Raw genomic sequence first — 20,630 nt, 5'->3', positions numbered from 1 at the left:
CCAGGTATAGCGAGTGAAATTAAAACTTTATCTGGCGCTCTGGGCAGCGCCCCTTATTCGTAGCCTCTACTTTAGCCGGTTTCATCGTGACCCTCGGCAAATTTGGGGGTCAGCTGAGGCTCCGTTGAAGAACGCGGCACGTTATAGGTGTGCAAGGTCTTCTCCATAATCTCAGCGAACTGCTCGGTTGTGTTAGCTAGGCCTACAGCGGCGGCTGTTGTTTGAGGGCGATGGATCGTGACAGAGACCAAAAAGCGCGGATCTTCCGAAGGCGCAACCCCCACAAAGGAGGTAGTCCAACCGTCATAGGTCGATGAGTTCTTTCCTACGTTTTCAGCGGTGCCGGTTTTACCGGCAACCCTGTACCCCTCAACCTGGGCACCCTTGGCACCGCCCTCGTAGACAACGGCTTCCATAATGCTCAGGGTCTTGCGGGCAGTTTCCTCGCTAACAATTCGGGTGCCCTCCTCAACAGGGCGTTTTTCCTCGGTCCCCTGATTATCGAGAACAGCATCGATGATGCGGGGCTTGAGCATGACGCCCTTGTTAGCAATGGCCTGATAAATCATGGCGGTCTGGAGGGCCGTCTGAGCGATACCCTGGCCAAAGAGCACGGTGTACTGCTGGCGGATATCCCAATCCCGCCAATCACTAACCAGTCCCTGAGACTCACCGGTCAGCTCAACCCCTGTGAAGTCTCCCAGGCCAAATTTCTTGAGCCAGTTATAGCGCTGTTCTTTGGTCAGTTTGCTCCCCATCATCACGGTACCCGTGTTCATGGAGTCTGCGATAATTCCAGTTACGGTTCGCTTCTGGGCAGGGTGAACGAAAGCATCGGTAATGGTCTGCTGATCAATCACTAGCTCGGCGGGCACGTCAAAAACCGTCTCGGGAGTCACCAGCCCCTCATCAAGAACCGCAGCGGTGGTCAGGATCTTCTCCGTCGAACCCGGCTCAAAAACCTGAGAGATAGCACGGGGATTCATATCTGCAATCTCGAACTTATCAGAGCCAGGATCCATGGTAGAAGAATCCGCGAGCGCAAGGATAGAACCATCACGGACATCCATGACAATGGCAGTGCCCCACTCAGCTTTGAGCTCATCAGCACGCGCCTTGACAACCTGCTGAGCAAAATACTGAACGTCTTGGTTGATAGTAAGGCGAATGTTTTTACCGTCTTCAGCGGGTGTGTTCTGTTCATCTCCGATAGGGATACGGATACCGTCAGCGGAGATTTCATAGACTCGCAGTCCGTCCTTGCCCGCCAGATGCTCTCCCATGGTTCGTTCAATACCCACAGAGTTATTGGCGGTTCGGGTTTGGTTACTGGTCCCGTCGACGGCTTCCTCAACGATGCTGTAGCGACCTACTACTGACCCAGCAACCTGCCCGTTGGGGTACTTACGTTCGCTCAGAATCTCACCGTATATATAGGGAGCACCCAGTGCTTGAACCTTGTTATAGATAGCAGGAGTGACATTATCTTTAACTACCTTGTATCGCAGGGTGCCGTCCAAGGCGTTTTTGACATCCTCATCTTTCATCTCAAGGATATCGGCTAGCTCGTAGACAAGCTCGGTGGCAGTTACCTCAACTGGCTTGTTGCTCCCCTCCTCGTACCTTTTGAAGGGGCCAACTGCGGACTGATCAACGGTGATGTTATACCTTTGGACGCTTCGAGCCAGGACGTTACCGTTGATATCGAGAATTTCCCCTCTCAGGGCGGGGATGACCTGCTCGCGGGTTCTTTTCTTCTTTGCAGCATCCGCTAAGCCGTCGGGGTCAAGCCCCTGTAGGTAGGCAAGACGAGCACCCACAAGACCAAAACCAGCGGCCGCGATAGTGCCGGTTAAGAATCCACGGCGCCCTACAGTCTGTTTTATCCCCTGAACGGGATCTTCATACTGCGAGCCCTTCATGGTTCCACCTGGTTCTGTCACGGTATCTGTCTTCCTGGTTGTTGCGCTGATGCTGATGCGCTGAGGTGCCTGCCTTCTTAGGCAAGCACCTGAGCGTATAAGCCATGGTTACCGGTTGGCGGGTGCGCTGGAGGGAGCGGAAGGCTGAGGCGAAGCCTTGGATGATGCTCTAGCCGATGCTTTAGCTTTAGCCTTTGCCTTAGCTTCTTCTTGCTTCTTGCGTTCCTCCTTCTTGCGCTCTTCCTCGGCCTGGGCCTGAGCTTTCTCATAGGCTTGGGTATCGGACAGAGCCGGAGGGGCAATACGGTTTTTGCTTTCTGCCTGACCCTTCTCAGCAGCCATAGGAATACCGGTAATCTCTCCCGTATTTAGATTCAGCGTAGCTTGGCTTGAACCTGCTACCAAGCCAAGCTGGCTGGCGCGGATGGCCAGATCCTGGGGTGCCTGGTAGTACTCAATCTCCTGAACAAGCGCTTCATTTTCCTGGCTGAGAGCCTGCTCTTGCGAACGAAGCTCCACCAGCTTGTACTGACGAGACGCCATGACGATGCTAAGTACAAGTACAGTGAGCAAAGCAACCAGCATTGCACCCAGGGCAATGAAAACACGCCAGCGGTTTGACTGCGCTTTCAAAGACCGAGAACGAGACAGGGGACGACGTGCCGGGCTGGAAGTCCCAGCCTCAGCAGGGACCACAGTCAGGCGCGGTTTAGCATCCGCTGTACCAGAGTCAGCTGCAATAGGGAATCGGGGTTCCGCGCTCATGGTTTTACCTTAGTGGTCTTGATTTTTTCTGCTGCTCTTAGTTTTGCCGAGGCCGCCCGCGGGTTTTCTTGAATTTCTTGCTCTGTGGGAGGCTCAGCACCCCGAGTTATAATCTTAAGTTCGGGTTTGTGTTCCTCAAGCTCCACGGGGAAACCCTTGGGTGCACTCGATGTTGAACATGCGGTGAAGCTCCGCTTAACAATTTTGTCTTCCAGGCTGTGATAGCTCATGGCAACACACCGACCACCCATATTCAAGGCATCAATTGCGGCGGGGATAGCTCGTTCGAGCGCATCAAGTTCATGGTTAACTTCAATACGGAGCGCCTGGAAGGAGCGCTTAGCGGGGTGACCGCCTTTACGTTGTGCGGCAAGAGGAACAGCCTGCTGAATAACCTTAACCAACTCACCCGTCGTTTCAAAAGGCCGTTCAGCGCGGGCCGCCACGATTCTCTGAGCGATGCGGGCAGCAAACTTTTCCTCGCCCCACTGGCGAATAATACGCCGCAGTTCAGTCTCTTCGTAAGTGTTCACTACGATTGCTGCGGTGAGTTCTTCCGTGCCGTCCATGCGCATGTCCAAAGGTGCGTCGTAGGAGTAGGCAAAACCGCGTTCACGTTCATCGAGTTGCATGGATGAAACGCCCAGATCAAAGAGAACACCATCGACCTCGCTGACACCGGCTTCCTCCATAGCCCGGGGAATCTCATCGTAGACGGCGTGTACCGGGATAAAGCGCTTACCAAAACGAGCAAGGCGCTCACCTGCCAACCGGTGAGCCATGAGATCACGATCGATACCGATCAGGGTCAGCCCCTCAAATCGTTCCAGCATAGCCTCTGAATGCCCACCCATACCGAGTGTTCCATCAATAACCACAGCACCTGGGCGGGAGATTGCGGGCGCAAGAAGGTCCAGGCAACGGTCAAGCATGACCGGAACGTGCCTGTCTTTGGCAGCCTTGCCGGGTGAGATGTTCTCTACCTGAGTCAAGGTTTTAGCTCCTTGCAGTGGTGGTTGGTTGTCAGCTAGTGAAAGTCTTTAGAGCATGAGCCCCGGAAGAATGTCTTCGTCTGTTTCTGCAAAGCTTTCCTCTTGTTCCCGGAGGTAGGTTTCCCAAGCCTCCGTACTCCAGATTTCAGCCCTTGAACCTGCGCCGATGACCGTGAGCTCCTTTTCAAGCCCGGCGTAGTCCCGCAGATTCTGAGGAATAGTAATTCGTCCCTGTTTATCGGGGACCTCATCTGAGGCTCCCGATAGAAAAACTCTAATGTAGTCTCTTGCCTGCTTTGAAGACAGCGGGGCCGCACGCAACTGCTCATGAATACGTTCAAACTCAGAGACAGTAAAAACGTAGAGGCAACGCTCCTGACCGCGCGTTAGGACAAGCCCAGGCTCAAGCTGTTCGCGGAACTTAGCCGGCAAAATGAGCCTGCCTTTAGCGTCAAGACGGGGAGTGTGCGTCCCTAGAAACATCACACCACCTCTTGCTCTCGTTTTTCGTGTGCTTCCGAACCCAACGGGAAACTACACCAGTATTGCTCTACCCCTCCACTTTACTCCACAATGCCCCACTGCATATACCAAAACTAGAATTTTCAATAAGTTTTTGAGCGTTTTCACACTCAAGCCACCGCTGAGGTTTATGCAGGTTCGTGCATTAAACAGGAATTCCTTTTTGCCTCTTAATTCGTTTGAAAACAGCAAATCTCTTTAAGGCACAAAAAACCGCCCGGTAGCTACCGGGCGGTCCAAAGAACTGCCTGCCTAAAAGCGTGTACCGCCTTGGCGCTTATCCCATTTCTCCTCTAGTCCCCTCATAAAGGATGAGGGCCCTTTAGAGGGCCTGGGGGCAGATACTCCCTTTCCTGCCTTCGGGGAGGAGTTCCGGGGAGCGGTAGTTGCAAAATATAGGCCAGCACTAGCAAGGAGGAACCCGAGGACACCCACAATAATGAGCTTGCTGGCTACACCGGCGATGATCACACCCAAACCCAGGACAGCCCCCAGGGCACCTAGAACCAGGTGACGAGGTGATGCAGTCAAAGCGGGAGCCACGACATCCTGCGGCCCGGTCATAGTAGATGCGAAAGCAGGATCGTCATTGAGCTGCTTCTCAAGCTGAGCAAGAAGTTCTTTCTCGCGTTCCGATAGCGCCATGGCATCTCCTAGAGCTTGTGGAAAGGACTGGAAAGTTACCGAGAACCGCGCTCAAACGCAGGCCAGGTACCGAACCATTTCAGTCTAACCATCTTACATTTTGTCAGGCTAAAGACCCAAGAAAAAGCCGCAAGGGTTTGAATTTTATTCCAGGGGCCCTTTTCTTTGGTCGGCCATCAGCAACCGTGCAGGTATCAAACCTCTAGCCCCGAACTTTGCCTGGATGAGGTCCATGGTAGATTCAGCGCCCTGCCAATGCTGGTGGCGGTCAAAGTCACCCACATCGAGGTCATCCTGAAGCAGGGCGAGTTGCACCCCTGCACTCTGAGCCTCCAGCTTGTCAGCGCGTACCCCCAGCAGACGGATCGGCCGGTGAGAATTCCCGCGAGAGTCGAGAATTCCATTCCGACTGAGATAGGCCTGAACCGCTTCGAAGATCTGCCGCCCTGAGCTTGTTGCCCCCAGAAGAGGGCAGGATCGGGTCAGCGTCTCAAAGTTGGAATAACGAATTTTGATGCTCAGGCTACGGGTTTGCTTACCCGAAGCACGCAGACGCCGCGCGACAGTCAGGCACAGGCCATAGAGCTCAGTAGCCAGGACTGTGGCTTCTTGTTGGTCCTCAAGAAATGTATGCTCGGCTCCTATGGATTTTTCAACCCGGTGGTTTTCTACCGCACGACGATCAATGCCCCTCGACATCTCAAACAGATGAGTTCCGGCAGACAGCCCAAAGCGACTTTGGAGCCACCCTAGCTCGTACCCCCGAAGTTGCTTGACTGTATGTATCCCCAGTCCCTCAAGATGGGCAGAGGTCTTGGCCCCAACCCCCCAGAGCCGCCCCACCGGCATAGGGTCCAAAAAATCCTGTATTTTGTGGGGCGGAATGACCCAGAGGCCCTTGGGCTTAGAGGCAGAGGACGCCATTTTGGCAATAAATTTCGTAGAAGAAATGCCCGCTGATGATGGGAGCCCCAGTTCATCAGCTATCTGTCGCCGCGCCTTCTGAGCAATCTGTACAGGGTTGCCCTGGGCGCGGATAGCCGAGGTGAGATCGACAAAAGCCTCGTCTACGCTGACCTGCTCCACCCGGTCTGTAATCCGGTGCAGAATAGCCATGACCTTACGGGAGTAGTCACGATAGTTAGAGGATGGCTCAACCACAACAGCATTAGGGCACAGTTGCAAGGCCCTAGCTAAAGGCATGGCTGAGCCCACACCATACTTTCGAGCCTCATAGGAAGCAGAAGTGACCACAGAACGCGGAGTGTTCCTGGCGACAATGATGCTGCGCCCCTTGAGTTCTGGCCGGAAAAGCAATTCCACGTTCACGAAGAAGGCATCCATGTCAAGGTGCATGATAACGGGCGCTGGCTTCCTCAGCTGATAGCGCTCCCGACTCTCCCACCCCACCTGGCACCGACCTTTACAGCAATTAGAATATATGTTCTAACAATCTAGGTTAGTCGAGATACCCAAACTTTGCCAGACCAATCATTCAATCCACTAGACTGGTTACACCTGCTCATACCACCCAAGGACGCCATGACCCCCCAGCAAGCATCCGATCCCGCCTCTCTGGAAACCTCTCGCTATCTTGAGGCCTTGGAGCTTGAAAGACAGCGTTTCTTTGCGCGGCAAAGAGAAATTATGCTGCCTGTTTCCAAGGAGACTCTCCCTTTGCTTGACTCCATAGAATCTCTTTCCTCCGGAGGCAAACGACTACGGGCGCTTCTTGCCTACTGGGGATATCGCGGTTCAGGCGGTGCCGGTCTGACTCCATCTATCGTTAAAGCCGGGCTTGCTATTGAGCTCTTCCAGACTGCTGCGCTGATTCACGATGACATTATTGACGCTTCCGATACCCGCCGTGGTGCCCCCAGCCTACACCGTCGCTTTGAAGCCATGCACACTGACCTTAGCTACAAAACCAGCGCCGAAACTTTCGGCGTTTCTAGTGCAATCCTGGCGGGTGATCTCTGCCTTTCGTGGTCAGAGATGGTGTTCTCTTCTATTCCTGAGCTGACAGCACAGAGCGAAGCCCGTTTTATTTTTGACCTGATGAGAACCGAGGTTATGGCCGGGCAGTACCTCGATATTGTGGGTGAAGTTGTCCCAGAAGAAGAACCCGAGCTGGCCCTTGAACGCGCTCTCAACGTGATTCGTTTTAAGTCAGCAAAGTACTCCTGTGAACACCCTCTGGCCTTAGGCGGTGCTCTTGGGCAGGACCTGAAGCATGGGGAGCCGTCCTCCCTGCTCCATGGGTACCGGACTTTTGCCCTCCCCCTGGGAGAAGGTTTCCAGCTCAGGGACGATGTGCTAGGTGTCTTTGGGGAGCCTGAGACAACCGGGAAACCTGCCGGAGATGATCTCCGAGAGGGCAAGCGGACCGTGCTTACGGCGTTTACCGCTATGAAAGTTTCAGCCCAAGAACGAGCTTTCCTGGAGGAATCCTTGGGTTCCCCCCAGCTGGATCCCGCAACTATCACGGCCCTCCAGGACCTCATGCGAAATAGCGGCGCGCTAGAGGCCACCGAGGCAATGATTAGCGAAAAGAGCGAGCAGGCACTGAGCCAGCTGGCAGAGCTGAGCATCGATACAGATGTGATGCAGGCCCTCCGAGAAATTGCGGCTAAGGCTCTGAACCGTAGCTCATAAAAAGACCGGGGTGCCAGTAGCTGTATTCAGCACACCAGCACCCCGGTCCAGAGCATCCATCTGATTTACCAGGCCAGAGCGGATGCCCTTCGGCGGATCTCAGTCTTTCGGCCTTCAAGGAGAGCATCGATAGGTCGACCGGGCAAGGAGTCATCCTCGGTGTAGAGCCACACGATAGCTTCTTCGGCGGTAAACCCTGCGTCCTTAAGAACAATAAGGGTACCCTTCAAAGATTCCAGGACACGGTCCTGACGGATAAAGAGCGCGGGAACTTTCCTAACCCCGCTCTCGGGGTCACGAACGGCAAGCAGAGTGCCATCGGAAAGTAGGTTATGAACGCGGGTTACTTTGAGGTCAAGGGCTTCGGCAATATCCGGAATCGTTAGCCAGTTACCTACCAGGCTCATTACTTGGGGTGTAGTTTTATCATCAGTCACCTAACCATTGTGCCCTAGAACCGGGGTAAGCGGTAGCATGACGTGTTCTTACCCTCATCACTTCTGCACTACCGCCCGCTAGCTGGCGCACGTAAGATGGTAAAGATGTCTGAACAGAACGCTGCTGCCCCCTGGCTGACCGGGGTAATTTTTGACGGTCATTTCGAGGTCGGCCACCTGATAGCCCGCGGAGGCATGGCAGAGGTCTACCACGCGGTTGATTTGTGGTCCAATAACCCCGTTGCGGTCAAGGTGCTTTTACCGCACCTTTCTGCGGATCCAACTCAGCAACAGAAGTTTTTCCGGGAGGGTGCGGCGCTCAGCAAAATCAAGCACCCTAATGTGGTAGGGGTTATAGCCTCAGGCACTGAGAAGGTCCATGGACAGCAGGTGATGTTCCTGGTTCTGGAATACGTCCACGGGTGCACCCTTTCTCAGCTACTGAAGGTAAGGCCTGTGCTCTCGGTCGGGGAGCTTCTCTCCATTATGATTCCTGCCGTCGAGGGACTGTCAGAAGTCCACGCTCACCGGCTCATTCACCGCGACATCAAACCCGCCAATATTTTGCTTGAAGATGAGCACCAGACCATCAAGCTTTCCGATTTTGGCCTGACCCGCCGCGCTGACCAGAATGCGACCGGCCAGCTCATGGGCACGCCCTCCTTTGTGGCCCCGGAGATTCTCGATGTTCGTGCTTCTGTCGGGCCCGCCAGCGACATTTTCTCAGCCGGTGTCATGATGTACCGTATGCTCACCGGCCGTATGCCGTTCGCGGTAACAGAAAATGACCAGCAGGTGCTCTACCATAACACCAACACCGATATCCCCTCCGTCACTCAACTGGCTCCCGGAATTTCCTCGGATATTGCGGGTGTGGTCAGCTGGTCTACGCGTCGCAACCCTGCAGATCGGCCCCAAGATGCCACCGAGCTCTACCGCGCTCTTCAAGACTGTCTGAGCCGTTCCACCGCTGATGAGAGGGCTTTCCGTGCACCTCTAGTAACCGATCTGCCTCTCACAAGGATGTGGGAGGATGTTACCGAAATCGCTGACCGATCCGGCATGACCCGTGTGTATCGGAATACCCCTATCTCTGCTTTTGGACAGGCCGATGACCTCATTGATGTAGAAGCTGATACGTCAGCGCCACTGACTGCGCACGAGAAAGCGGTGCGTTCAGCCGCTTCAGCGCCGGTTCAGGTCTATGCCCCCACCCAGATAGCCGGTGTGGGCCCCATGACCAAGCCTCAGGCGACACAAAAGGCGAGCGCGTCAGCTACCCCAGAGTCTGACAGATCAGGCCATGAAACTCTCTACTGGGACGTGGCTCAGGACCCCAACACCACCGTGGCCTTTTCTGGACTAAGCCCTGCCATGGAAGCAGCAAATGCACCGGCCTCTGCGCCATCGGCAACCAGCATCTCCGCTAGTTATACCCCACGTCGGGCAGGGCAAACCCAGCAAGCAGGTGATGCTTTCATTCCCGCACGTTCTGCTCACCAGAGTCCAGGCATCGTCACAGCTAAGAGCCAGGCAGAACGCCGCTCCCCTGCTGAACCCTGGCGAGCAGCACCTCAGCCGGTAGCCCTGCTAGCTTTCTCGGCCTTCTTACTCCTTGGTCTGGTTGGTGCCGGATTCATCGGTTGGTGGCTAGCTACCCTACTGTTTTAGCTCTCTGCTTTGACCAAAACTAAAAGCCATCTGCCCTATCTGGTACCAGATAGGGCAGATGGCTTTTCAGTAAGTAACTAGAAAGCTAACGGATTGAGACTGTCCCTTTTAGCGGCGGGCCAGGTACTCAGCAACCTGGAAAGCGATTTCCAGCGACTGCTGGTGGTTCAAGCGGGGATCACATAGAGTCTCGTAGCGGTCAGCAAAGGCCGCTTCCTCAATCGGATCAGAGCCGCCCAGGCACTCAGCGACATCGTCGCCGGTCATTTCAACATGGATTCCACCGGGGAAGGTGCCCAGGGCTTCGTGGACCTCAAAGAAACCCTGAACTTCATCGGCCACATCATCGAAGCGGCGAGTCTTGTAGCCCGAGGGAACAGAGATGGTGTTGCCGTGCATGGGGTCGGTAACCCAAACGACCTTGGCACCTGTTTTCTGCACCCCTTCGACAATCGCCGGTAGCTTCTTACGAATAGTAGCGGCGCCCATGCGGATAATGAAGGTCAGACGGCCAGGATCGCGTTCCGGGTCAAGCTTGTCAATCAGGGCAAGCGCATCGTCAGCGGTGGTAGTGGGGCCGAGCTTCACACCGATGGGGTTGCGGACCTTGGATAGGAAGTTGACGTGGGCATCGTCCAGGCCGCGGGTTCGCTCACCGATCCAGAGGAAGTGGGCTGAGGTATCGTAGGGGAGGTTGGTTCGTGAATCAATGCGGGTGAGTGCACGCTCAAAGTCAAGGAGCAGAGCTTCATGTCCAGTGTAAACATCGGTGGTTTTGAGCGGTCCAAAGTCAGTGCCGCAGGCCTCCATGAATTTGACGGCTCGGTCAATTTCGGCCGCGATAGACTCGTAGCGAGAGTGAGCGGGGTTAGAGGTGAATCCCTTATTCCAGGAGTTCACCAGTCGTAAATCGGCAAAGCCGCCCTGGGTGAAAGCACGAATCAGATTCAAGGTGGATGCGCTGGTGTGGTAGCCGCGAAGCATACGGCGAGGGTCGTGGACTCGGGATTCTTCGGTGAAGTCAAAGCCATTGACCATCTCGCCGCGGAAGGAAGGCAGTGTCACCCCGTTGCGGGTTTCGTCGTTGGAGGACCGGGGTTTTGAGAACTGCCCGGCCATACGCCCCATCTTTACAACGGGCATAGACGCACCGTAGGTCAGGACTACCGCCATCTGAAGCAGGGTACGAATACGGCCCGATATCTTATCTGCGGTTGCACCGGCAAAGGTTTCGGCGCAGTCACCGCCTTGCAGGAGGAAAGCTTCACCGTTTGCCACCCGCGCTAAATCAGCACGCATCTGATCGACTTCACCGGCGAATACAAGCGGAGGTACGGTGCTCAGTTCACGCATGACTTGGGCAAAATCTGGGTGATTAACCCACTGAGGGTGCTGGTCAATCTTGAGGGAACGCCACTCGTCGAGTTCAGATAAATTCTTGCTGCTGGGGCTGATATCGGAGGTCATGACGCGATAAATCCTTAGTATAGTGGTCGTTCTCTGCCTCGTGGGGAAAGGCTTTCTTGATAAAGTATGGTCTTGGTTGGGGTGCCCTACAATGCGGAGTCCATCATATGACACCCCTAACCGGTCTAGGCTTCCATGATGAGCCGGGGCACATACCCTCCTCGCTTAGGGGGTGTAATCAGGGAGCAACCTGCGCAGTGCTTCATCTGCGCTGATGTTCTCAGAGGCCATAAGCTTCTTAATATCGCCAGCATAGGCTGGGATAATCTTTCTGCCGGTGAGTTCACTAATTTTCTGCATAACTAAATCAGCAAGTTCCCGTTGAGCGACCCACTGGTCTTCCCGGTGAGCGTAGGGGGTCGTATCAATCGGCTCACCAATAATGGTTCGCACGCGGATGGCTTTCCCCTGGTGGCGCACATGCAACCTATTAGATCCCGGCCTCTGAACATACTCATTGCCCAGTTGCGCAACCGGGATAATAGGAACTCCAGCTTCAAGTGCTAGGCGGGCAACACCAATTTTTGCCCGGTAGAGGCGGGCATCGGGGCTGCGGGTGCCCTCTGGGTAAATACCCACCAGTTTCCCCTCTCGCAAGGCTGATACTGCCGCAGCAAGAGACTGGGCTGATTTAGCTCCACCAGAACGATCGATGGGAAGCTGCCCCACCGAGGTAAAAAACCATTTCATCAACCTACCTTTGAGGCCTGGGGTAGTGAAATAGTCTGATTTGGCCAGGAAAAAGACCTGACGAGGTGCGGCAAGTGGCAAGAAAAGAGAATCCACAAAGGACACATGGTTACTTGCCAATATGGCACCTTGGTCACCAGGGATGTGTTCAGCACCCACCTCATCGTGATGGTATACCCGTTGCAGGAGGGGTTTGAGCACGAAACGAAGCTGCATATACATGCGAAGTCACTCCTTGGGGCAGTACGCTGTTTTCCTACCAAACATTGTAAGCACGGGCCCTACTCTGCTAAAAAGAGAAGCGCACTCTTCCGGACTGCTTTTGTCTGTTTTTCAGGCTAAATATAACCGCTAGTTTAAGTAAGCTCATCGTGTAGATCAGTAGATTAAGAAAACAGCTCTCTAAGAGCGCTAATCGTGCAGTCCGATTAATTTTGCCCTGTAAAATTGCTCAGGATAAGATGCCCATGCGTGGTGCCGAAGCCACAGCCCGTTCCATCCCCAACGGTGGGGTGAGATTGCAAAGGTAGCAAGGTGAAAGAAATACACTCCCCGCAACTTGTCAGCGTTGACCCATCTATCAACGTCACTGAAATGGTGGAACGTCGCGCGCAGGACAGCAGGGACCCTGTTGTCTACCGAGTACAAAAGTCGCCAGGCAACTGGGTGAACGTAACCGCCAAAGAGTTCCGTCGTCAGGTCATTGACCTCGCCAAGGGGCTCATTGCATCGGGCATCGAAGCCGGAGACGTCATTGGCATTATGAGTCGTACCCGCTACGAGTGGACCCTGATTGACTTTGCGATTTGGTATTCAGGCGGCATCTCTGTACCTGTCTACGAGACATCTTCCCCCGCCCAGGCAGCATGGGCGCTTTCCCACTCGAAGGCTAAGGCCGTATTCGTTGAAAACACTAAGCTGGCCGGTGTTATTGAGAAGGCCCGTGACCTCACCGAGGAGGAGCTCTCTCTTGAGCGCCTCAAGGATGTGTGGGTCATTGAGGACGCAGCTATTTCCACACTGGTTCAGGCAGGTTCCGGGGTAACCGATGAAGCTGTCTTAGAGCGGCGTGCCCTAGCAAACCTCGATTCGCTTGCTACCATCGTCTACACCTCGGGAACTACTGGCCGCCCCAAGGCCTGCCCCATTACCCACGGTAACTTTGTACGGCTCTGCGTTAATTCCAAGCTCACCATTCCTGAGATCGCCAACGAAACAAACTCAACACTCCTCTTTTTGCCACTAGCGCATGTGCTGGGTCGTATCATCGAAATCCTTGCTTTTGAGGCCGGGCTGACCGTGGGGCATGCCCCCGATATCAAAAATCTCTCCACAGATCTAAGTTCCTTCCGGCCAACTATGCTCCTGGTTGTCCCCCGAGTCTTTGAAAAAGTCTATGAGGGCGCAATCAAGAAATCAGAGAAGGGCGGCAAGATCAACGCTAAGCTCTTCCACCGTTCCGTTGAGGTTGCCATTAGGTGGTCAGAGGCTCAAATTGCGGGAAAGATGACCCACAAGCTAGCACTCCAGCACAAGTTTTACGACAAGCTGGTGTACTCAAAGCTCCGTGAGGCAATGGGGGGAAAGGTTCGTTTCGCTGTTTCAGGTGGAGGCCGCCTTGCCCCGCACTACGGCCACTTCTACCATGCTGTAGGTATCCAGGTTGTTGAAGGCTACGGTCTGACGGAGACTACTGCACCGCTGGCGGTGGGTCGTATTCGCGGATTCGATATCGGCAACGTCGGTACTCTAATTCCGGGCGGTTCAGCCCGAATCGCAGAAGATGGTGAACTTGAATACCGCGGTGTCGGTCTGATTTCTGGTTACTTGGATAACCCCGAAGAGAACGCAGCCGCCTTTACCGAGGACGGTTGGTTCCGGACCGGTGACCTGGCCCATATTGATGAGGACGGTAAAATCTATATCACCGGCCGTAAAAAGGAAATCATTGTGACCGCTGGCGGTAAAAACGTCATGCCGGTACCCGCCGAGGACCGTCTGCGTCAGGCCCCTATGGTTTCTCAGGCCATGCTGGTAGGCGATGAGAAGCCCTTTATCGCAGCACTTATCACCCTTGATCCCGACGTCCTTCCCGATGAGCTGGAACGTATCGGCCTTCCGCCCACCCTTACTCCCAAGGAGGCCGCCAACCACCCGAGCGTCCGAGCAGCCATCCAGAAATTTGTGGACGACGCGAATGCCCTGGTGTCCAAGGCTGAGTCGATCCGCGAGTTCCGTATCGTTGACAAGGACTTCACCGAAGCTGAGGGACATCTGACCCCCTCCATGAAGGTAAGGCGCAAGCAGGTTCTTGCCGATTTCAACTCCTATATTGAAGATATCTACAACCGTACCAAGACTTCAGTGACCGAAACGGCGGCGCAGACTGCCGAACGTGTTCAGGAGATTAGGGCAGAGCAGACTGAGAAGTGGGAAGAGTTCAAGTCAGTGCAGGGCCAGAAGTTCCAGGACTTTACCGGTCACCAGGCTGGGCGGTTCCAGGAGCTGGCCGAAAAAATTCAGCAGGCATCTCCCCTCTCAGCTTCAAAGAATACAGCAGATCAAGGCCGTGAAGGATCTGCTGAGGGCGGTGCTAGTTCGGATTCGACCAAGCCCTAGCTTCTGAGGGTAGGTCAATCCAATAGAGTCAAGCCCCGAACCCTTATGAGGGTTCGGGGCTTGACTCTCGTTAGTTCTGAGCCGAAGGCAGAGAGAGCAACTAGAAAACTCTAGCCTCCGGTGCACGGTACCTCTATCTCAGAGTGACTTGCTAGGAGTCCAGCTCCAGGCCCAGAAGCGCGTTCTCTACAACTTCAGTCAGGGCCGGGTGGATCCAGTACTGGCCACGAGCCATATCCCGAGCAGAAAGGCCAAAGCTCATAGCCTGGATGAGGGGTTGAATCAGGGTTGGTGATTCTTCACCAATCAGGTGTGCTCCCAGTAATTGACCGGTATCCTTGCGGGCAATCAGTTTGCAGAGCCCCTCAGAGTCCTCCATGGCCCAACCGTAGGCAACGTCGCCGAACTTTTGCTCTTTGACGGTTATCTCAAAGCCCTCTCGGTCAGCCTCTTGCTGGGCTTCTTCCTCGGTCAGGCCCACCGAAGCAATCGGAGGGTAGGTGAAAACAGCGGAAGGGACAAAGCGGTGGTCTGTGGCTTTGAGGTGCTCAGGGTTGAGCAGATTCCACTGCACAGTGCGCATCTCAGCGTTGGCAACGTGCTTGAGCTGGAAGGGTGACGACACATCACCCAGCGCCCATAGGCCCTTGACCGGAAGGCCACCTGAGAGAACACGCTGGTACTCATCGACCTGCAGCAGGCCTCGCTCATCAACGTCAAAGAAAGTGGCGGCCGAGATTGTATCCGAGTTCGGGGTGCGCCCTGTGGCTACCAGTACGGTATCGGCTTCAACCGTGACATCCTGCCCATGGGCCTCAAAGTGAACCGTCACTTTTCCACCCTGACTTGGTTCTATAGAGCGCAGGGCGTGGTTAAGGCGAAGGTCCCACTGATGCTGAGCGGCAGTGGTGAAAGTCTCTGCGATACTGCGGTCATGGCTCCTGAGCAGACGGTCGGAACGAACAGCCTGGGTTACACGAGCCCCAAGCCCGTTAAAGACATGCGCGAACTCAGCGGCGATAAAGCCACCGCCCACCACCACGATGTGTTGGGGTAGGTCCTCCAAGCGCATAATGGTGTCGGATGTGTGCACCTGGGGCAGGTCGATACCGGGAACCTGAGGCAGTGAAACGCGGGAACCGGTCGCTACAACAATCTGAGGGGCGGTCAGCTCAATACCTGAATCGGTACGTAGAGTGTGGGTGTCAATGAACTGAACGAACTCTTGGTAGACATCCACATTGTCCAGGGACTTACGCCACTGCAAACCGCCCTGGCTGATAGCATCGATACGCCCAAAAATGCGGTCACGGATATCGCGCCAGGCAGTACTGCGGTGTTCTAGCTCAACCCCCAGCCGAGCGGCCTCCTTGCTCCGGGTAACAACCGAAGCAGGGTAAACGTACATCTTGGTAGGGATACACCCCACGTTCAGGCAGGTTCCGCCGAACCGTCCGCCGTCAATAATGGCAATTTTCTTGCCTTCCATTGCTGCGTTCGGTAGAGAGTTACCGGAACCTGATCCGATGATAATGATGTCGTATTCGCGTACTGCGCTCAACACGGTACCTTTCGCTGTAGCTTTTGTGGGCACTGATTCGGTGTGCCCGTGTAAGGTTCAACATCGAACGCTGACAGGCTATTCCCGCCCACTGCCCCAGACTGAAATCCTTCCGATCAGCCTAGTGTGCTTATTCGTTGGTTGCCTTGTCTTGGGGAGTTTGCTTGGTCTGCTGAAGGTTCTGTTTCATCTGACGGAAAACAAGGACGTTACCTACTACCACGTGCAGACCGCCCAGAATCATTACCGGCAGGTTCCACCCAGCTTGAGGAGCAAGCGCCCCCACCAGCAAGAGAAGAGCACCAAAACCAATAACCATAATGTGAGTAATATTCATGCTACCTAGCTTATCTGGGCCCATTCACCAATCAAATAAAGGCGCTTCCGGGGGAACATATTCTCCAGCCTGCCAATGTGAGTAGTTGATTTCCCGGTCTCGAATCATCAGGCCAGGAGCAACTCTTTTGTACTGATAGTAGGTGCTGTAATCGATGTTGTCTTTACTAACCAAAATATATGTCTGGGCGCTTTCGGACTGTATGTATTTGTAATCCTGCATACTATATGTAATAAACGCCATTAATAGACCGAGCAGAAAGAAAATGAGGAAGATGGGCGTCCCGAGAACCCAAAGAACTGCGGTCAGAACTCCTGCAGTACTTTCCCTTTGCCCGGGAATGGCAGTTCTATGTTTCCAATTATTGATGCTCAAACTCAAGTAGATAGCACCCAAAATTGCGCTTACCCAGAGTGTAACCATAGCAACCACTACTACCCAACGGTCCACGATAGGCGTGAAAGTAAGGCCTCCTGCCCCCAGGGGATTCACATCACTGAACCTAGCTTGAAAGACGGTGTATCCAATCGAACACATGTAAAAGAGAGCAGTGCTCAGGAGCCAGGAAATCAACAGTCCACGAGTCTTTATCATGCCTAAAAAACTAGCACTGGAAAGCTGACCTGACTAGATTAAAGAAAGAAATACCCGCGAACTTACCTCTGCCTTAGGCCATCGGTGGGGGCAAAAGAAAGCAGCGGCCCCCGTTGCCCGGGAACCGCCGCCTTCTTACTCAGGTTCTCTACTGAACATTGACCACAATCAGCAGGTCACCACCAGCTACCTGCGAGATGTCCTTATAGACGATACGTTCGACGGTACCTGAGACGGTGGAAGTAATTGAAGCCTCCATCTTCATAGCCTCAATGGTGGCTACCTGGTCACCCGCCGCAATGACATCGCCGGGCTTGACCGTAATAGTCACACCACCGGCGAAAGGAGCCGCTATATGACCGGGATTGGAGGCATCAGCCTTCTCAGCTTCCTTGACGTTGGACTCAACCGAGTTATCGCGAACATAGACACTACGCTGCTGACCATTCAAGGTGCAGATGACCTCACGGATACCCTTATCATCTGGCTCTGAGATAGCCTGCAGGGTAGCAATCAAACGCACACCCTTACCCAGGGAGATGACGTGTTCGCGCTTGAAGACCATGCCGTAGAGGAAGTCACGGGTGTGCAGGATTGAAACATCGCCGAATTCCTCCCGGGCCTTCTCATAATCCTGGGTGGGGCCGGCAAAGAGCAGGCGGTTGAGGGTAGCGCGGCGGGTTGCCGGGTCCCCAGCCAAAGCCGCAAGGTCCTCCGCAGAAAGTTCCTTAAGGCTAGGCTTCGCCAGCTTGCGGCCCTCAAGTGCCCGGGTGCGGAAGGGCTCAGGCCAACCAGCAGGCGGGGTACCCAGTTCACCGTTGAGGAAGCCGATAACGGAGTCGGGGATATCAAAGTTCTGAGGATCTTTCTCGAAGTCCTCGGGTGAGACACCCATACCGACTAACTGGAGAGCCAGGTCGCCCACAACCTTGGAGGACGGGGTGACCTTGACGATATGGCCCAGCATGCGATCAGCTGCCGCGTACATATCTTCGATGTCCTCGAACCGCTCCCCCAGCCCCAGAGCCTTAGCCTGGGCGCGGAGGTTGGAGAGCTGACCACCGGGAATCTCGTGGGTGTAGACACGCCCAGTCGGGGCAGACAGGCCCATCTCAAAGGGCTTGTAGATGGTACGAACAGCTTCCCAGTAGGGTTCCAGAGCACAGGCGGCCTCAAGGGTGATAGAGGGCTGACGCTCGGTATGCTGGAGAGCACCCACAAGAGCGGAGAAAGAGGGCTGTGAGGTGGTGCCAGCCATGGAGGCTGAGGCCACGTCCACAACGTCAACACCAGCTTCAACCGCCGCAAGCAGAGTACCCACCTGGCCACCGGCAGTGTCGTGGGTGTGCAGGTGCACTGGCAGATCAAAGCGCTCCCGCAGAGCGGTCACCAGTCGGCGGGCCGCCTCGGGGCGCAGCAGCCCTGCCATGTCCTTAATGGCTAGGATGTGAGCACCGGCCTCAACCACCTGATCGGCAAGGTTGAGGTAGTAGTCCAGTGAGTAGGTCTTCTCGTTGGGGTCGAGCATATCGCCGGTGTAGCAGATTGCCACCTCCGCTACCGCTGTGCCCGTTGCACGAACGGCCTTGATAGCCGGTGTCATTTGGGAGACATCGTTCAGCGAATCAAAAATGCGGAAGATATCAACACCGGTGGCTGCTGCCTCCTGCACGAAAGCATCGGTTACTTCGGTGGGGTAGGGTGTGTAGCCCACAGTGTTCCTACCCCGCAGTAGCATCTGGATAGGCAGGTTAGGCATGGCCGCACGCAGGTGGGCAAGGCGTTCCCAGGGGTCCTCAGTCAGGAACCGCAGAGCAACGTCGTAGGTAGCACCGCCCCAAGCTTCAACCGAGAAAAGCTCCGGGGTGACGTGAGCTACAGCTGGTGCTGCTGCCAAGAGGTCACGGGTACGCACACGGGTTGCCAGCAGTGACTGGTGAGCATCTCGGAAGGTTGTATCTGTGATCAGCACTTCCTTGGTCTCACGCACTGCCTTGGCAAAGCCCTCCGGCCCCAGTTCTAGCAGGCGTTGCCGCCAACCAGCTGGAGGCTGATGGGACGAAGCGTCAAAGGGTGAGCGGAAAGGCTCTGAAACCTTATCCCCGGGGAAACGTGGGAGCTTAGTGCGCGGGTCAATACCGTCAATGCGGGGGCCGTGAGGCTTATTGACGGTTACGTTCGCCAGGTACTGAAGAGCCTTGGTTCCACGGTCAGCGGAGGGTTTCTTGATCAAGAGCTCGGGGTGCTCATCGATGAAGGGGGTGGAGACATCGCCCGCGCGGAAGGTGGGGTCCTCCAGCACCGCCTGGATAAAGGGGATATTGGTGGCAACACCACGAATACGGAACTCCGCCAGCGCACGGGAGGCGCGCTGAACAGCTGATTCAAAGGTACGACCCCGGCAGGTCAGTTTGACCAGCATGGAGTCAAAGTGCGGTGAAATCTGTGCCCCGGTGTAGACGGTGCCACCGTCCAGTCGGATGCCGGAGCCACCGGCCGAACGGTAGTAGGTTACCTTGCCAACGTCCGGGCGGAAACCGTTGGCGGGGTCTTCGGTAGTGATGCGGGACTGAAGGGCGTAGCCACGTACTTTCAGGTCCTCCTGGTGGATTCCCAAATCATCCAGGGTTTCACCGGCAGCAATACGCATCTGTGACTGAACCAGGTCAACATCGGTCACCTCTTCGGTGACGGTGTGCTCCACCTGAATACGGGGGTTCATCTCGATAAAGACATGCTGGCCAGCGCGCTCACCTGCGGTATCGACCAGGAACTCCACGGTACCGGCGTTGACGTAGCCTAGCTCCCGGGCGAACTTCACAGCATCGCGGAAGAGGGCCTGGCGGATCTTATCGTCCAGATTGGGGGCAGGAGCGATTTCAACGACCTTCTGGTGACGGCGCTGGAGCGAGCAGTCACGCTCAAAGAGGTGAACGATGTTGCCCTCTGCATCGGCAAGAATCTGCACCTCGATGTGGCGGGGGCGCAAGACAGCCTGTTCCAGGAAGACAGTGGGGTCACCAAACGCGGTTTCAGCTTCACGCATCGCCGCTTCGATGGAGCCTTTAAGAGCTTGGCGGTTTTCGACCCGGCGCATGCCACGGCCACCGCCGCCGGCAACAGCTTTCACGAAAATGGGGAAGCCGATTTCTTCCGCCTGGCTCAGGAGGTAGTCGATGTCTGAGCTGGGTTCGGTTGATTTGAGCACCGGGATACCTGCGCGGCGGGCGGCACGCAGTGCCTCTACCTTATTTCCCGCTAACTCCAGTACCTCCGGGGGCGGGCCAATGAAGGTGATACCAGCGTCAGCTGCAGCCCGCGCCAAATCAGGATTTTCGGAGAGGAAACCGTAACCGGGGTAGATGGCATCGGCGCCGGCTTCTTTGGCGACGCGGATGATCTCATCAATGTCCAGGTAAGCCCGAACGGGGTGTCCCTCTTCACCGATGGGGTAAGCTTCATCAGCCTGCTGGCGGTGAATGGAGTGGCGGTCTTCGTAGGGGAAGACACCGACTGTCTTTGCACCAAGCTCATAGGCCGCTCGGTAGGCGCGAATCGCGATTTCGCCACGGTTGGCGACCAAGATTTTTGAAAACATTTCTTTCCGTTCCGCTCCGTCGAAACCTAGACAGGCAGGCGGAGCTAAGCCACAAGAGTGTGTGAACACCTCAAATATAGCTTTTTTTGACGGCCCAGACTCCCTTTTGGGGCCATGTTGTGTGATGAGGACCGTAATCTATGGATTTTATGGTC

16 protein-coding genes are annotated in these 20,630 nt (G+C 55.2%); 3 read left to right on the top strand and 13 right to left on the bottom strand.

From position 1 onward, the window contains the following. Nucleotides 1-71 precede the first annotated feature (71 nt). From ACN082_RS06570 to dinB, 6 genes are all read right to left on the bottom strand, one after another. The gene (locus ACN082_RS06570; protein ID WP_419100051.1) at nucleotides 72-1,943 is read right to left on the bottom strand and encodes a peptidoglycan D,D-transpeptidase FtsI family protein; all 1,872 of its coding nucleotides are present in this window, start codon (nucleotides 1,941-1,943) and stop codon (nucleotides 72-74) included. A gap of 87 nt (nucleotides 1,944-2,030) precedes the next feature. Then, complete coding sequence (locus tag ACN082_RS06565; RefSeq protein WP_419100050.1) at nucleotides 2,031-2,687, bottom strand: hypothetical protein; 657 nt, start codon at nucleotides 2,685-2,687, stop codon at nucleotides 2,031-2,033. Next, nucleotides 2,684-3,679, bottom strand: coding sequence for a 16S rRNA (cytosine(1402)-N(4))-methyltransferase RsmH (gene rsmH, locus ACN082_RS06560; protein ID WP_419100049.1), 996 nt, complete (start codon nucleotides 3,677-3,679; stop codon nucleotides 2,684-2,686). Before rsmH ends, ACN082_RS06565 begins: the two co-directional genes overlap by 4 nt. A 48-nt stretch (nucleotides 3,680-3,727) precedes the next feature. Beyond that, nucleotides 3,728-4,162, bottom strand: coding sequence for a division/cell wall cluster transcriptional repressor MraZ (gene mraZ / locus ACN082_RS06555; RefSeq protein WP_419100048.1), 435 nt, complete (start codon nucleotides 4,160-4,162; stop codon nucleotides 3,728-3,730). A 291-nt stretch (nucleotides 4,163-4,453) separates the two neighbouring features. Then, complete coding sequence (locus ACN082_RS06550; RefSeq protein WP_419100047.1) at nucleotides 4,454-4,846, bottom strand: DUF3040 domain-containing protein; 393 nt, start codon at nucleotides 4,844-4,846, stop codon at nucleotides 4,454-4,456. Nucleotides 4,847-4,990: 144 nt separating this feature from the next. After that, nucleotides 4,991-6,256, bottom strand: a complete 1,266-nt coding sequence (gene dinB / locus ACN082_RS06545; protein WP_419100046.1) for a DNA polymerase IV — start codon at nucleotides 6,254-6,256, stop codon at nucleotides 4,991-4,993. A gap of 132 nt (nucleotides 6,257-6,388) precedes the next feature. On the opposite strand from dinB, the gene ACN082_RS06540 reads away from it, so the two are divergent. Continuing rightward, complete coding sequence (locus ACN082_RS06540) at nucleotides 6,389-7,501, top strand: polyprenyl synthetase family protein (protein WP_419100045.1); 1,113 nt, start codon at nucleotides 6,389-6,391, stop codon at nucleotides 7,499-7,501. 65 nt (nucleotides 7,502-7,566) lie between these two features. On the opposite strand, the gene ACN082_RS06535 is transcribed toward ACN082_RS06540, so the two are convergent. Continuing rightward, the gene (locus ACN082_RS06535) at nucleotides 7,567-7,908 is read right to left on the bottom strand and encodes an Rv2175c family DNA-binding protein (RefSeq protein ID WP_419100121.1); all 342 of its coding nucleotides are present in this window, start codon (nucleotides 7,906-7,908) and stop codon (nucleotides 7,567-7,569) included. Nucleotides 7,909-8,043: 135 nt separating this feature from the next. Between ACN082_RS06535 and ACN082_RS06530 the strand changes: the two genes are divergently transcribed. After that, nucleotides 8,044-9,609: a serine/threonine protein kinase gene (locus tag ACN082_RS06530; RefSeq protein ID WP_419100044.1), complete on the top strand. Its 1,566-nt coding sequence runs from the start codon at nucleotides 8,044-8,046 to the stop codon at nucleotides 9,607-9,609. A gap of 108 nt (nucleotides 9,610-9,717) precedes the next feature. Here the strand turns inward: ACN082_RS06530 and ACN082_RS06525 are convergent, their stop codons facing one another. Both ACN082_RS06525 and ACN082_RS06520 read right to left on the bottom strand, forming a co-directional pair. Beyond that, nucleotides 9,718-11,076: a class II 3-deoxy-7-phosphoheptulonate synthase gene (locus ACN082_RS06525; protein ID WP_419100043.1), complete on the bottom strand. Its 1,359-nt coding sequence runs from the start codon at nucleotides 11,074-11,076 to the stop codon at nucleotides 9,718-9,720. Nucleotides 11,077-11,241: 165 nt separating this feature from the next. Continuing rightward, a complete protein-coding gene (locus tag ACN082_RS06520; protein ID WP_419100042.1) occupies nucleotides 11,242-11,988 on the bottom strand; it encodes a lysophospholipid acyltransferase family protein in 747 nt (248 codons plus the stop codon). A gap of 312 nt (nucleotides 11,989-12,300) precedes the next feature. On the opposite strand from ACN082_RS06520, the gene ACN082_RS06515 reads away from it, so the two are divergent. Next, nucleotides 12,301-14,385 carry an AMP-dependent synthetase/ligase gene (locus ACN082_RS06515; protein WP_419100041.1) on the top strand — a complete coding sequence of 695 codons (2,085 nt, stop codon included), beginning with the start codon at nucleotides 12,301-12,303 and terminating at the stop codon, nucleotides 14,383-14,385. A gap of 151 nt (nucleotides 14,386-14,536) precedes the next feature. Here the strand turns inward: ACN082_RS06515 and ACN082_RS06510 are convergent, their stop codons facing one another. The 4 genes from ACN082_RS06510 to ACN082_RS06495 all read right to left on the bottom strand — a co-directional run bounded on the left by ACN082_RS06510 (nucleotide 14,537) and on the right by ACN082_RS06495 (nucleotide 20,475). Beyond that, nucleotides 14,537-15,946, bottom strand: a complete 1,410-nt coding sequence (locus tag ACN082_RS06510; protein ID WP_419100120.1) for a mycothione reductase — start codon at nucleotides 15,944-15,946, stop codon at nucleotides 14,537-14,539. Nucleotides 15,947-16,076: 130 nt separating this feature from the next. Next, nucleotides 16,077-16,283, bottom strand: a complete 207-nt coding sequence (locus ACN082_RS06505; protein ID WP_419100040.1) for a hypothetical protein — start codon at nucleotides 16,281-16,283, stop codon at nucleotides 16,077-16,079. Nucleotides 16,284-16,307: 24 nt separating this feature from the next. Further along, the gene (locus ACN082_RS06500) at nucleotides 16,308-16,706 is read right to left on the bottom strand and encodes a hypothetical protein (RefSeq protein WP_419100039.1); all 399 of its coding nucleotides are present in this window, start codon (nucleotides 16,704-16,706) and stop codon (nucleotides 16,308-16,310) included. Nucleotides 16,707-17,025: 319 nt separating this feature from the next. Next, entirely contained in the window at nucleotides 17,026-20,475 is a 3,450-nt protein-coding gene (locus tag ACN082_RS06495) for a pyruvate carboxylase (protein WP_419100038.1), read from the bottom strand. Nucleotides 20,476-20,630: the final 155 nt, after the last annotated feature.

This window comes from Rothia sp. CCM 9417 (assembly GCF_048513575.1).
Lineage (GTDB): Bacteria > Actinomycetota > Actinomycetes > Actinomycetales > Micrococcaceae > Rothia.
Note: the sequence above shows the minus strand (reverse complement) of the source record. Positions and strands in the feature narration are given on the sequence as shown.

What these genes read in the sequence shown, in the direction of transcription:
- ACN082_RS06565 (WP_419100050.1), bottom strand. Translation starts at nt 2,687, where the DNA reads ATGAGCGCGGAACCCCGATTCCCTATTGCAGCTGACTCTGGTACAGCG.
- mraZ (WP_419100048.1), bottom strand. Translation starts at nt 4,162, where the DNA reads ATGTTTCTAGGGACGCACACTCCCCGTCTTGACGCTAAAGGCAGGCTC.
- ACN082_RS06550 (WP_419100047.1), bottom strand. Translation starts at nt 4,846, where the DNA reads ATGGCGCTATCGGAACGCGAGAAAGAACTTCTTGCTCAGCTTGAGAAG.
- ACN082_RS06540 (WP_419100045.1), top strand. Translation starts at nt 6,389, where the DNA reads ATGACCCCCCAGCAAGCATCCGATCCCGCCTCTCTGGAAACCTCTCGC.
- ACN082_RS06535 (WP_419100121.1), bottom strand. Translation starts at nt 7,908, where the DNA reads ATGAGCCTGGTAGGTAACTGGCTAACGATTCCGGATATTGCCGAAGCC.
- ACN082_RS06530 (WP_419100044.1), top strand. Translation starts at nt 8,044, where the DNA reads ATGTCTGAACAGAACGCTGCTGCCCCCTGGCTGACCGGGGTAATTTTT.
- ACN082_RS06525 (WP_419100043.1), bottom strand. Translation starts at nt 11,076, where the DNA reads ATGACCTCCGATATCAGCCCCAGCAGCAAGAATTTATCTGAACTCGAC.
- ACN082_RS06520 (WP_419100042.1), bottom strand. Translation starts at nt 11,988, where the DNA reads ATGTATATGCAGCTTCGTTTCGTGCTCAAACCCCTCCTGCAACGGGTA.
- ACN082_RS06505 (WP_419100040.1), bottom strand. Translation starts at nt 16,283, where the DNA reads ATGAATATTACTCACATTATGGTTATTGGTTTTGGTGCTCTTCTCTTG.
- ACN082_RS06500 (WP_419100039.1), bottom strand. Translation starts at nt 16,706, where the DNA reads ATGGTTACACTCTGGGTAAGCGCAATTTTGGGTGCTATCTACTTGAGT.
- ACN082_RS06495 (WP_419100038.1), bottom strand. Translation starts at nt 20,475, where the DNA reads ATGTTTTCAAAAATCTTGGTCGCCAACCGTGGCGAAATCGCGATTCGC.